Raw genomic sequence first — 12,747 nt, forward strand, 5'->3', positions numbered from 1 at the left:
ACGCGGGCGGCCCATCTTGCCCTGTTGCGCTGCGCTTGCCACGGGCATCGGGCACGGATTGCGCTGCAGAAGCGCTCGCACACGGGTGCGCGGAAGCGTTACGCGGCATCGCGCATCGTTGAGGCGCATGCCGCGCCGCCGCTGCACGCATGGCAGCGCACGTGCCGTGGGCGATGGCGCGCTGTGTCGCCTGCCATCGTGAAGGGCAAGCGAGGCGTCAGGCTGCGCGAGGTGACTGCCAACCGCAATTGCGCCGCGACGACCGAGCTCAAAGATCCAGCACCAACCGTGGCGAGCGGCTGCGCGAACAGCACACGGTGATCTGCCGGTTGGCGGCGCGTTCGGCGTCGCTGAGCACGCTGTCGCGATGATCTGGCGTGCCAGTCAGCACGCCGGTCAGGCAGGCGCCGCACATGCCTTGTTCGCACGACAGCGGCACCTCGATACCGGCATCGCGCAGGGCGCTGGCGATGCTGCAATCGGCCGGCACCTGCACCACGCGGCCGCTGGCGGCCAGTTCCACCTCGAACGCGCTGTCGGCATCGTGGGCGAGGCTGGGCGCGGCGGCGGCGAAGTGTTCGCGATGCAGTTGCGCCGCCGTCCAGCCATGCGCCTTTGCCAGCACGGTGAAGTGGTCCATGAACGCCGCCGGCCCGCACAGATACAGCTGGTCGCGCGCACGTGCCTGGCGCAGTTCCTCGGGCACATGCACGCGTGGACTCTGCCCGCCATCGCTCAGGTGCAGGTACACCTGCCCATGCGTAAAGCCTTGTTGCAGCCGCTGCGAAAACGCCACATCCGCATGCCGGCGCGCGTAATAGTGCAGCACGAAGGCCTCGCCGCGCGCTTCCAGCGCCTCGGCCATCGACAGCAGCGGGGTGATGCCGATGCCGGCCGCCAGCAGCACATGGCGCTCGCCGGGGTGCAGCGGAAACAGATTGCGCGGTGTGGAGATGCGCAGGCGGTCGCCGGTTGCGAGCTGTTCGCACAGATGCCGTGAGCCGCCACGAGAGGCGTCTGCCAGCTTGACGCACAGCAGATAGTGGTCGCGCACATGCGGCGCGCTGGCGATCGAATACTGGCGAACCAAGCCATCCGGCAGATGCAGGTCCACATGCGCGCCGGCCTCGAAGGCCGGCAATTGCGCGCCCACCGGTTCCAGCCGGATCGCGCGCTGGCGGTGACCCTGATCGACGACCTCGGCAACGCGCACTTCATGCAGGCTCATGCGGGTGTCCTCGGCCGTCAGCGCAGGAAGAAGTCGCTATAGCCCTGGCTGCGCAGCCCGCGGCGATAGGCGATGGAACTGCGATCGGCGGGAATGTGCACTTCCAGCAGCGGGTCCAGCGGCAAATACTCCGGCCGCTGCGCTTCCACCATGGCGCGGTCTTCTTCGAACACGCGCAGGTTGAAGGCGTGCACGTCTTCCACCGGCAGATGGGTGTCGAAATTGCGCGCGATCGGCACCAGCAGCCGGGTGGCGTGCTTGGACACCGGGCTGGCGGCATTCATGATCACCAACCGCTTGCCCGGTACCGGGAAGTGGATGGTGAGCGTGGCGGTGAAGGGCAGATGCACTTCGAAGTGGCGTAGCCACTGGAAGTCCGGCGCCACGTCGGGCAGCGGCATGTCCACCGAATAGTTGGCCACGGTGCTCAGGTAATCGGCGTTGAAGCCGGTCGGCGTTTCGGTGGTGGTGTAGGCCGGCACTTCGCGCTTGTCCGGCTGTGCGAACGTGGCGGTGTGCACGAAGGCGAAATGCGCCACGTCGATGAATCCTTCCAGCTGCCGCGCGGCGCTGCCGCCGATGTCGAAGGCCGGGCAGACGATCTGCTGGAAGCCGTCCTCGTCCCAACCCGGCATCGGTGGAATCTGCACCTCGGCCTCGCTCACCCCGGCCGGCTTGGCCAGGCACACCCAGATCAGCCCGTAGCGTTCGGCCACCGCATAGGTGTGCAGACGCATCCTGGCCGGGATGTTCTGGCTGGGACTGGCCGGGATATGGTTGCAACGCCCGCCCGCGCCGAAGCGCAGCCCGTGGTAGGCGCACACCACGCCGCCGCCATCGGCCGTGCCCATGCTCAGCGGCACGCCGCGGTGCGGGCAGACGTCGCGCGCGGCCACCAACTCGCTGCCCAGCCGGTACAACACCAGCGGCTCGTCCAGCAGGGTGGCCTTGAACGGCGCTTCGCTCACCTCGCTGCTCAGCGCCACCGCATGCCAGTGCCGGGCCAGGCGCTGCCAATCGGCGGCCTCGAAGGTGCAGTGCAGCGGCAGGGCGGGGACGGCGACATCCATGGGCGGTCTCTGGCGTGGGGCGGGAGCGGTGCCGGATTGACTCTAGGAAGCCGGGGGTGTGTGATCAAACATCGATTTTCAGCCCAGCCATTGCAAAAAATGCAACGCCAACCGAGCCCCGCCGCATGCTGACCTTTTCGCGCTTTACCCGGTATTTCATCGAAGTGGCCCGCTGCGGCAGCATCCGCAAGGCCTCCGAGGTGTTGCACGTGTCGGCGTCGGCGATCGACCGGCAGATCCTCAAGGCCGAAGAAGAACTGGGCGCCCAGCTGTTCGAACGCCTGCCCGGCCGGCTGCGGCTGACCGCTGCCGGCGAGCTGTTGCTGGTGGACGTGCGCGGCTGGGAGAAGGCCTACGCACGCACCCTGGAGCGCTTCGACGAGCTCAAGGGCCTGCGCCGGGGGCATGTGGAGATCGCCATGATCGACGCGCTCAGCGAAGGCGTGGTGCCCGCGGCGGTGGCCGCGCTGGTGCAGGAGTACCCGGGCATCACCTTCAACCTGTCCACCGCGCGCAACCAGCGGGTGATGGAAATGGTGACCTCGGCCGATGTGGATATCGGCCTGCTGCTGGACCCGGTCAGCAGCGTGGACCTGGAGGTGCGCGCGTTTGCGGACATTCCGCTCGGCATTGCGATGCCGGTGGGGCACCCGTTGAGCACCCGTACCGAGCTGCAGCTGAGCGAGACGCTGGAGCACCGTCTGTTGCTGCCGGCCGCCCCGTTGATCGTCGGCGAGCACGCCAAGGTGCTGTACCAGCGCCAGCACATCGACGTGAAGCGGCTCACCCATTGCAACGATGTGCGCACGCTGCGTGGTTTGGTGCGGGCCGGCGCCGGCGTGGGGCTGATGTCGTGGCTGGATGCCGCCCCGGATGTGGCCGACGGGCGCCTGGCATTCGTGCCGTTTCGTCAGCACCTGACCAAACCGATGACGCTGGCGCTATGCGTGGCCCCGCAGCGGCAGCTCTCGCGCTCGGCGCAGCTGGCGATCCAGGCGCTGGCGGCAAAGATCGATGCGATGGCGGTGCCGGCGGTGGGGTGAGTGTGTCGCGCAGGCGGCCCTCATCCCTGCCCTTGCCCCGCAGGGGGAAAGATCGCGCGTTCGTGCAGGCTCGTGGCTGCAGGCACCGCTGACCGCATGCAGATCCCGTTGCGGATGTTCTTTCCCCCGCCTGCGGGAGCAGGTGCCCGCAGGGCGGATGAGCAACCTCACCCAGTACAATCACCCCTGTTCTTTCAGGCGACACCGCAGCATGCAATTGATCGATATCGGCGCCAACCTCACCCATGACGCGTTCGATCGCGATCGCGATGCGGTACTGCAACGCGCACGCGATGCCGGGGTGGCGCAGCTGGTGATTACCGGCGCCAGCCGCGAGCATTCGCCGCTGGCCCTGCAACTAGCGCAGCAACACCCCGGATTCCTGTACGCCACCGCCGGCGTGCATCCGCATCACGCAGTGGAATTCACTGCCGAATGCGAAGCGGAAATGCGCACCCTGCAGGCGCATCCGCAGGTGGTGGCAGTGGGCGAGTGTGGGCTGGATTACTTCCGCGATTTTGCGCCGCGCCCTGCGCAGCACAAGGCCTTCGAACGCCAGCTGCAGTTGGCCGCCGACAACGGCAAGCCGCTGTTCCTGCACCAGCGCGATGCGCATGAGGATTTCATCGCCATCATGCGCAGCTTCGAAGGCCGCCTGGGTGCGGCGGTGGTGCACTGCTTCACCGGCACGCGCGAAGAACTGTTCGCGTATCTGGACCGCGACTACTACATCGGCATCACCGGATGGCTGTGCGATGAGCGCCGCGGTGCGCACCTGCGCGAGCTGGTGCGCAACATTCCGGCCAACCGGTTGATGATCGAAACCGATGCGCCGTACCTGCTGCCGCGCACGCTCAAGCCGATGCCCAAGGACCGCCGCAACGAGCCGATGTTCCTGTCGCACATCGTCCAAGAGCTGGCGCGCGATCGTGGCGAAGATGTCGCGGTGACCGCCGCCAACAGCACGGCCGCGGCGCGTGCGTTCTTCCGCTTGCCGGAGCCTGCCAGCGCCACGAGCGGCTGACAGCATTTCGCAATCGTGCTGCAATCGCGCGCTGTTACCGCAGTGCACGCGTGCCGCACCGAGCCGGCCGTATCTGCCGGCGGTGAGCGCAGTGCTGCTGTGCGCGGCGCTGAGTGGATCGAGCTGCGCGCGGAAGTTTACGCGGCCAGCAATTCCCACCCCTGCGCATCGCGCAGGTGCAGGCCGGGTTCTGGCGCGTCCACGCTGATGCGCAGGCCGTCAGCCCAGGGCAGTTGCCGTTGTTGCGGAAACCACCGCCGGCGCTGGTCGACCACGATCAACAGGCCGTGGTCATCGCCCAAGGCCGCAAAGCCCTCCAGCGGCGGGGCGAACGGTTGCAGGCCGAAGTGATGCGCCAGGCTGCGTGTCACCACCTCGACATTGTTGCTAGGCAGGCCGATTTCGCTCAGGCACAGCAGTTCTTCGCCGCCGAACTGGCCGTCACCGACCGGTGCATCCTGCAAGGCATTGCGCGCGATCAACTCCAGCACTGCGCCATCGGGCCCGGCGAAGTACACCGAGTGCGACTGCCACACGCCGTCCAGGGCGAAATGCTCGCGACCGTGTGCATCGCTCAGCAAGGTGGCGCGTGCGCCAATCCACTGCGCAGCGGCTTGGAAGCGCGACGGGGCCACGTTGAAGGCCAGATGCACGCTGCCCACCGGCCGCTGCGCCTGCACGCATTCCAGTGTGCTCCAGCCGATGCGCACCGCGTTGCCATGGATGGGCAACTGCAGTACATCGCGGTAGAAGCGCAGGGTCAGGTCGGGGTCCAGGCAGGGCAGTACCAGATGACGCAGATGCATGGCGGCAATGTCGTTGGAAAACCGGCATTGAACGACCTCAAGCGCAGTTGAGGTCAAGCGTTTCACTCTGCGCGTCGTAACCGGTGGTGAGTAAGTGCCGGCCTGCGGGCTGACCTGGCTTAGTTTTGCCTGCAATTGCTGGCATCGATCGATTTCAATGTTCACAGCCACTCGTTAGTTGCCCGACAGTTCGCTGCTTCGCAGGCCGGGCCTTCGCATACGCAAGCGGGATTTCCATCGGCGTGGACGCGGCGTGCGCATCATTGCCTATGCTTTAGAAAAGCATGGGAGATGTACAAATGGGAAACTGCCTACGCATACCCTCTGCAAACATGGCGCCCGCGTTGCCGGAGCATGGCACTGCCGAAGCGTCCACCAGCAACCCCATGCCGCATGCAGGAAATATGACGGCTGGGCCGCAGGAGCACACTGCCGTCGAGGGTTGCGCAGGACGCCAGATTGCCGATATGTGGCTGTCATCCCTGGAGCGACCGGCCCGCAGACCCTCCGGGAGTAGGAGCCAACCCACCGCCCAGTCGCGCCCCCAATCGAAGTTGGAAAAGTTGACCGAGCAACGCCAATCGATGCTACAGCGCGCGATCATTCTGGAAGACCAGTGGCGGAGTCTTCAGGAACGCTGCGCGAGAACAGGTGTTGGCGGCCGGCAAGCATTCAATCTCGATATTCTCAAGGGAATCATTGACCGGGACAAACAGGCGTTGGAGCGCATGGGCGGTGAAGGTAGCTATATCGCTGAGCGCCACCTTCACCGAATCGAACGCACACTGCTGGATTTTGAGAAAAAAATCAGCAATCAAAAAAAACTGGAATCGCATCTTGCAAAAGCGAACGATTTCCTGGCCCGGCTGAAGCTGCTGAAAGACGAGCTCTCAAGCCGAGGCGAAAACAAGGGCATCTTGAATGATATCGATTTAAATATAAAAGACTTGGAAGGCATCTTGAATGAACTGACGAGGATTGATGCCAATGGTGCCGGCATCGAATACGACGGCTGCCGTGGGGGTGCCATCGCGTACTTCGATAGTGTCACTATATCGCTTGAAGCGATGCTTCGAAGCCATGATCCAGGCTATTCTGATTATCTGCGGCCTGCGCTGGCCAATGTCCTACAGGATGGTTACTCACCAAGCAGGCGGAAGGCGGTAAGCGATGCTGGGGTGCGCGGTGGCGCCAGCGATGGCATTTCTTGAAGAGCCAGCCCGCAGAGTCTCAATGGTCTCCATAGGACGGCGATTGGTCTTCCAAAGCGCAGCCACGTAACGTCTGCCTCGGTGTTCCCTGTGCGAGTAACAACCTGGCACTTCCCCGACGTCGATGATCTGGGAAACGATGGGTTGCTACTCGAACGATGTCTGCAGTGAGCGCCGGCCCCTCGCGGTCGGTGCATGCTCTCGTCAATGATCAGGGCCCAGGGTCAACATCGTTCCAACGGCATCAAGCAGGAACGTCGCTGTATCGTAGGTCGTGTGGCCAGCGCTAGATCAACTTGGCCAGCGCCCACAAATGCTGCACCAACGGTGTGGTTTCCAGTCCACCCGGCGCGGCGGCCAGGGCCAGTCGCGCCAGCGGCATATGGCCTTCGATATCCAGATAGCGCACGCCGGGTCGCTGCAGCTGCGCGGTGGAGGCGGGAACCACCGAAACGCCCAGCTCGGCGGCCACCAGATTGATGATGGACGACATCTGTGGCGCTTCCTGGGTGATGCGCAAGGTCACGCCGGAGTCGCGGCAGGCGGCGAGGATTTCGTCGTACAGGCTCGAGCCGAAACTGCGCGGAAACAGAATGAAAGGTTCCCCGGCCAGTGCGGCCAACGGCGCGCTGTTGCGCGTGGCCAGGGGGTGCGCGGCGGGGACGGCGATCTTCATCGGCTCGTCGGCAAAGCGCAGCAATTGCAGATCCGGTGGCGTGCTCAGCCCATAGCGCACGAACGCCGCATCCAGACGGCCATCGGCCAGCCCGACCAGCAGGCTGGCGGTATTGGTTTCTTCCAGCAGCAACTCCACCTGCGGCCACTTGCGGCGGAAGTCGCGAATCAAGCGCGGCACCACCGGGCTGAAGGCGGCAGAGGCGGTGAAGCCCAGGCGCAACCGTCCGGATTCGCCACGCGCCACCCGGCGTGCGGTTTCGGCGGCGCGTTCCACATCGGCAAGCACGCGCCGCACCTCGCCCACAAACGCCTCGCCAGCCGGAGTGAGCTCGGCGCCGCTGTGGGTGCGCCGAAACAACGGCGTGCCCAGCTCGCGTTCCAGGGTCTGGATCTGCTGGCTGAGCGGCGGTTGGCCAATGCCCACGCGCGCGGCGGCGCGGGTGAAGTTGCCTTCTTCGGCAACCGCGAGGAAATAGCGCAGGTGGCGCAGCTCCATCCATCTGTTCCAGATATGGCAACTGCCAGCATCATATATTGGACAGGGGGTGGCGGCAGGCGAATACTCCCCTTCCCACGTCACACGTGCACTGCCGTGTCTTCCTCCGATCATCGCCCGGGTTTGTTGCCTGACCCACCCACCCGTTCCGGCCCCGACGCCGACGCACCTGCAGCGGTGCGCATTCGCCTGGCGCTGTTTCTGGCCGGCTTTGCGACCTTTTCGCTGCTGTACAGCGTGCAGCCGCTGCTGCCGGAATTTGCGCGTGCCTTCAAGGTGGACGCAGCGACCGCCTCGCTGCCGTTGTCGCTGGCGACCGGTGCGCTGGCGCTGGCGATTTTTGGTGCTGGCGCAGTGTCGGAAAACCTGGGCCGGCGCGGATTGATGTTCGTGTCGATCGCATTGGCAGCAGGACTCAATCTGATTGCTGCGTTCCTGCCGCACTGGGGCGCGCTGGTGGTGGTGCGTACCTTGTCCGGCATCGCGCTGGGCGGGGTGCCGGCGGTGGCGATGGTGTACCTGGGCGAAGAATTGCCGGCCAGCAAGATGGGGGCGGCCACCGGCCTGTACGTGGCCGGCAATGCCTTTGGCGGCATGAGCGGGCGCATCGTGATGAGCGTGCTGACCGACCACACCGATTGGCGCACCGCACTGGCGGTGTTGAGCGTGTTCGACCTGCTGTGCGCGCTGGCGTTCTTCTGGCTGCTGCCGCCGTCGCGCAATTTCGTGCGCCGGCACGGCATCAACCTGCGCTTCCATCTGCGCGCCTGGGCCGGGCACCTGCGCGATCGCAATCTGCCGTTTCTGTTCGCGCTGCCGTTCCTGTTGATGGGTGTGTTTGTGTGCCTGTACAACTACGCCGGCTTTCGCCTGGGCGGGCCGGAATTCGGCTTGAGCCAGAGCCAGATCGGGATGATCTTCAGCGCCTATGTGTTCGGCATCGTCAGTTCCTCGGTGGCCGGTGCGGCATCGGACCGGTTCGGGCGCGGGCCAGTGGTCACGATCGGCATCGTGCTGTGCGGGCTCGGCGTGGCGCTGACTCTGGCGCACGTGCTGGCGTTGGTGGTGGCCGGCATCGTGGTGGTGACGATCGGGTTCTTCATCGCGCATTCGGCCGCCAGCGCATGGGTGAGCCGGCTCGGTGGTGCGCATCGCAGCCATGCCGCGTCGCTGTATCTGCTGGCGTATTACGCCGGCTCCAGCGTGATCGGCGCGCTCGGCGGCTGGTTCTGGCAACACGGCGGCTGGGCCGCGTTGGTCGGCATGTGCCTGACGTTGTTGATGCTGGCGCTTGCGTCGGCATACGTGCTGCGCCAATGTGCCGACGATGCACGCCCCTACGGCCGGTTTGCCCCGCATCCTGCGCGGGGCGAGTGATGCAGCGCGCCCGACGCTTCTAGCGCGCCCGCTGGCGCCGTGTGGCTTGCGCGGCTGAAGACGTGGCGGCCGTTGCATCCCCGGCTGCCTGCGCCAAGGTTGCCAACAGATGCGCACGCCGCCGCTCCAGATCGGCCAGCTGGCGCTCGATCAGCTGCAGGCGCGCGCGATGCGCCGGCGCGGTTTCCGGGCACATCTGCGCGCCTTCCACCAGGCGCATGCACTCAGGAAAGCCGACAATCTCATCCAGGTTGAAACCTGTTGCAATCAGGCGCTGTATCTGGCGCACCTGTGCGATGCATGCGTGGGGAAAGACCCGGTAGCCGTTGGCGCTGCGCGAGGATGTCAGCAACCCGTGCGCATCGTAATGACGGATCGAACGCACGCTGGCGCCGGTCTGTTGCGCCAGCGCACCAATGCGCAGCAAGGGTTCGGAGCAAGCGGCCATGCGCCAAGCATACGCTGCACGCACGGCTTGACCCTCACATTGGTGTGAGGCTGCACGATCACGGCTCTCATTCGTCTGGAGCTCACCCGATGTCCGTTCGCCTGTTGCCCGGCAGCCTCAGGCTGCCGCTGCGCTACCTGTTGGCGTGTGTGTTGTTGATATGCTCGATGTGGGCGACAGCCAACCCGGGCGACATTGCGGCCGCACGCAGCTATACCGTCACCGCACCCGATGGCGTGCGCCTGGCGGTGCAGGAGCACGGCGCCACCGATGGCACGGCCATCGTCTTCGTGCATGGCCTGCTCGGGAGTCGCATCAATTGGGATGCACAACTGGCCGATGTGCGCCTGCAGCGGTATCGGCTGATTACGTACGATTTGCGCGGGCATGGCGCTTCCGGCAGGCCGGCTGCCGCATCGGCGTATCAAGACGGCATGCGTTGGGCTGACGACCTGGCTGCCGTGTTGAAGGCCGCAAACGCGCGCCAGGCGGTCCTGGTGGGCTGGTCCCTGGGCGGCGCGGTGATCAGCAACTACCTGAGCCGATATGGCGATACCGGGCTTGCCGGCGTGGTGTACGTCGACGGTGTGATCGAACTGCGCGCAGAGCAGCTGGGCGCGCATCCGGCGGTCTATCGCGATCTGGTTTCGCCCGATCTGCGTACGCATCTGCAGGCGGTGCGGGATTTCCTGCGGCTGTGCTTTGCCACCCAACCGCCGGTGCCGGTGTTCGAGACCTTGCTGGCCAACGCATCGCTGGCCTCGTGGGACATGCAGCGTGCCGTGCAAGGCATGTCGATCGATATCGCCGGCCTGCAGCGCACGCGCCTGCCGGTGCTGCTGATGTACGGCGCGCGCGATGCCCTGGTCGCCACCGAGCCGACCGTGGCGCGTGCGCGCCAGCTCCAGCCGCGCGCGCAGACCGTGCTGTATCCGGATGCCGGGCATGCGCCGTTCCTGGAGGACAGTGCGCGTTTCAATCAGGATCTGCTGCGCTTTGTCGAACACTGAACGCGCCGCGCATTGAGCACCGGCAGCCACAACATGCCCCACCGCGGACGGCTCGAAACCACCCGCGCGGCCATGGCGTGATGCTGTACCGTCTGCGTGCCTGCATCCAGGACGGCGCGTTGCGCGTATTCGGTGTACATCTTCACTCGTCGACGACGGTGTGATGTGCACAGCTATGCGCGAACAAGCGCGCCGGTCTGGCGGCCGACACGGCGCCGCGGCGGGCCGGGCACGTGGCGCTGGCGCAACGTGCTCCCATGGCTTTCCGGAACTACCACATGACCGCTGTCCCTGCCCACGACGATCACCCGCTGCAGGACTTCATCGCGCGCCATCGGCGCCTGTTCGTGCTCACCGGTGCCGGCTGCAGCACCGATTCGGGCATTCCCGATTACCGGGACCTGCAAGGCGGCTGGAAGCGTCCACAGCCGGTGACGTTCCAGGCGTTCATGGGCGAGCTATCCACGCGGCAGCGCTACTGGGCGCGCAGCCTGGTCGGCTGGCCGCGCTTCGGCCAGGCACAACCCAATGCCACCCATCACGCGCTCGCTGCGCTGGAAGCGCGCGGCCAGTTGGAAGTGCTGCTCACCCAGAACGTGGACCGCCTGCATCAGGCCGCTGGCAGCCAGGCGGTGATCGATCTGCATGGCCGGCTCGATGTGGTGCGCTGCATGGGCTGCGAGCGCCGCATGCCACGCAGCGAATTTCAACTGTTGCTTGAGCAGGCCAATCCGGGCTGGGCAGCGCTTGAGGCCGCGCAGGCGCCCGATGGCGACGCCGATCTGGACGATGTGGCCTTCGAGCATTTCGTGGTGCCGCCGTGCCCGGTGTGCGGTGGCGTGCTCAAGCCGGATGTGGTGTTCTTCGGCGAGAACGTGCCGCGCGAGCGGGTGGAGCGCGCCTTTGCGCATCTGCACGCTGCCGATGCAGTGCTGGTGGTGGGTTCGTCGTTGATGGTGTACTCGGGCTTTCGCTTCGTGCAGACCGCCGCGCGCAACGGCTTGCCGATCGCCGCGCTCAACTTCGGGCGCACGCGTGCGGACGCGCTGCTGACGTTGAAGGTGGAGCAGTCGTGTGCGCAGGCGCTGGCGTTCCTGCACGGGCCGACGGACCTGCCGCGTGTACGTAGCGTCAATGACGCCGGTGCGCGCTCTGCATGACGCAGTGATCCATCGCAGCGGTTGTGCCGGCGCGCGCGGCGCAGTGCAATAAGCACCCCATGTCAGCTGTGGATGCCGCCTTGAGCCAGTTGTTCTCCCCCATCACCTTCGGTCCGCTCGCGCTCGCCAACCGGATTGTCATTGCGCCGATGTGCCAGTACTCGGCACAGGACGGCCGCGCCAGCGATTGGCACCGCATCCACCTGGGCACCTTGTCGCAATCGGGCGCCGGCTTGCTGATTCTCGAAGCGGCGGCGGTGGTGCCGGAAGGGCGCATCAGTTACGCCGATCTTGGTTTGTACGACGATGCGACCGAGCAGGCCCTGGCCGAGGTGTTGCAATCGGTACGACGCTGGTCGCCGATGCTGATCGGCATCCAGCTGGCGCACGCCGGCCGCAAGGCGTCGACCGATCTGCCGTGGAAAGGCGGGGAGGCCATCGCACCCGATCATGCGCATGGCTGGCAGACCGTGTCTGCATCGGCGCTGCCGTTCCGGCAGGGACAGCCGGCGCCGCAGGCATTGGACGAGGCGGGGATCGATGCCGTGGTGGACGCCTTTGTCGCATCGGCAAAACGTGCCGAACGGCTGGGCCTGGAGTTGATCGAACTGCACGCCGCGCACGGTTATCTGATGCATCAGTTCCTGTCGCCGCTGAGCAACCAGCGCAGCGATGCGTATGGCGGGTCGCTGGAAAACCGCATGCGGCTGACGCTGCGCGTCTTCGATGCGGTGCGTGCGGCAGTGTCCGAAAAAATCGCCGTTGGCGTGCGCATCTCGGCCACCGATTGGGTCCAAGGCGGTTGGGATGTGCAGCAGAGCATCGCCTTGTCGCAGGCGCTGGATGCACGCGGCGCGCATTACATCCACGTCTCCAGCGGCGGGCTTGATCCACGCCAGCAGATTCCGTTGCAGGCGGGCTATCAGATTCCGTTCGCGCAGGAGATTCGCGCGCAGGTGAACACGCCGGTGATTGGCGTAGGCTTGATCACCGAGCCGGCGCAGGCCGAGGCAATTTTGCAGGAAGGCCAGGCCGACGCGATCGCGCTGGCGCGTGGCATCCTGTACGACCCACGCTGGCCGTGGCATGCCGCCGCGGCACTGGGCGCATCGGTCACGCCGGCATTGCAATACCTGCGTTGCGAACCGCGCGATGCGCGGGGCGTGTTCGCCAACTGACTGCACCTGACGTCATAC

At 65.8% G+C, this 12,747-nt stretch carries 12 protein-coding genes; 7 read left to right on the forward strand and 5 right to left on the reverse strand.

Annotated features, from left to right (window positions below; genetic code table 11):
- Positions 1–268: 268 nt before the first annotated feature.
- Positions 269–1,228, reverse strand: coding sequence for a PDR/VanB family oxidoreductase (locus ACCQ16_RS01495; RefSeq protein ID WP_372380179.1), 960 nt, complete (start codon positions 1,226–1,228; stop codon positions 269–271).
- Positions 1,229–1,245: 17 nt separating this feature from the next.
- Positions 1,246–2,298, reverse strand: coding sequence for a Rieske 2Fe-2S domain-containing protein (locus tag ACCQ16_RS01500; protein ID WP_218557613.1), 1,053 nt, complete (start codon positions 2,296–2,298; stop codon positions 1,246–1,248).
- Between the two features lie 125 nt (positions 2,299–2,423).
- On the opposite strand from ACCQ16_RS01500, the gene ACCQ16_RS01505 reads away from it, so the two are divergent.
- On the forward strand, positions 2,424–3,341 hold the full coding sequence (locus tag ACCQ16_RS01505; protein ID WP_008575625.1) for a LysR family transcriptional regulator: 918 nt from the start codon (positions 2,424–2,426) through the stop codon (positions 3,339–3,341).
- 211 nt (positions 3,342–3,552) lie between these two features.
- The gene (locus ACCQ16_RS01510; RefSeq protein ID WP_031420743.1) at positions 3,553–4,365 is read left to right on the forward strand and encodes a TatD family hydrolase; all 813 of its coding nucleotides are present in this window, start codon (positions 3,553–3,555) and stop codon (positions 4,363–4,365) included.
- A 137-nt stretch (positions 4,366–4,502) separates the two neighbouring features.
- Here ACCQ16_RS01510 and ACCQ16_RS01515 read toward each other — a convergent pair whose 3' ends face one another.
- Complete coding sequence (locus tag ACCQ16_RS01515; protein ID WP_031420745.1) at positions 4,503–5,171, reverse strand: VOC family protein; 669 nt, start codon at positions 5,169–5,171, stop codon at positions 4,503–4,505.
- A 332-nt stretch (positions 5,172–5,503) separates the two neighbouring features.
- Here ACCQ16_RS01515 and ACCQ16_RS01520 point away from each other — a divergent pair, with 332 nt between their 5' ends.
- Positions 5,504–6,382: a hypothetical protein gene (locus tag ACCQ16_RS01520; RefSeq protein ID WP_277573031.1), complete on the forward strand. Its 879-nt coding sequence runs from the start codon at positions 5,504–5,506 to the stop codon at positions 6,380–6,382.
- 286 nt (positions 6,383–6,668) lie between these two features.
- Here ACCQ16_RS01520 and ACCQ16_RS01525 read toward each other — a convergent pair whose 3' ends face one another.
- Positions 6,669–7,556, reverse strand: a complete 888-nt coding sequence (locus ACCQ16_RS01525) for a LysR family transcriptional regulator (RefSeq protein WP_277569235.1) — start codon at positions 7,554–7,556, stop codon at positions 6,669–6,671.
- A gap of 96 nt (positions 7,557–7,652) precedes the next feature.
- Between ACCQ16_RS01525 and ACCQ16_RS01530 the strand changes: the two genes are divergently transcribed.
- Positions 7,653–8,933 (forward strand): MFS transporter, encoded by a 1,281-nt coding sequence (locus ACCQ16_RS01530; protein ID WP_277573030.1) that lies wholly within the window; start codon positions 7,653–7,655, stop codon positions 8,931–8,933.
- Between the two features lie 19 nt (positions 8,934–8,952).
- On the opposite strand, the gene ACCQ16_RS01535 is transcribed toward ACCQ16_RS01530, so the two are convergent.
- Positions 8,953–9,381, reverse strand: a complete 429-nt coding sequence (locus tag ACCQ16_RS01535; RefSeq protein ID WP_008575614.1) for a MerR family transcriptional regulator — start codon at positions 9,379–9,381, stop codon at positions 8,953–8,955.
- Between the two features lie 89 nt (positions 9,382–9,470).
- Here ACCQ16_RS01535 and ACCQ16_RS01540 point away from each other — a divergent pair, with 89 nt between their 5' ends.
- From ACCQ16_RS01540 to ACCQ16_RS01550, 3 genes are all read left to right on the forward strand, one after another.
- Entirely contained in the window at positions 9,471–10,391 is a 921-nt protein-coding gene (locus ACCQ16_RS01540) for an alpha/beta fold hydrolase (protein WP_127168107.1), read from the forward strand.
- 278 nt (positions 10,392–10,669) lie between these two features.
- Positions 10,670–11,551, forward strand: a complete 882-nt coding sequence (locus ACCQ16_RS01545; protein ID WP_033479224.1) for an NAD-dependent protein deacetylase — start codon at positions 10,670–10,672, stop codon at positions 11,549–11,551.
- An 80-nt stretch (positions 11,552–11,631) separates the two neighbouring features.
- Positions 11,632–12,729, forward strand: coding sequence for an NADH:flavin oxidoreductase/NADH oxidase (locus tag ACCQ16_RS01550; RefSeq protein ID WP_506175336.1), 1,098 nt, complete (start codon positions 11,632–11,634; stop codon positions 12,727–12,729).
- The last annotated feature ends 18 nt before the right edge of the window (positions 12,730–12,747 follow it).

It is taken from the genome of Xanthomonas sp. NCPPB 1062 (genome assembly GCF_041481705.2).
GTDB lineage: Bacteria > Pseudomonadota > Gammaproteobacteria > Xanthomonadales > Xanthomonadaceae > Xanthomonas > Xanthomonas euvesicatoria.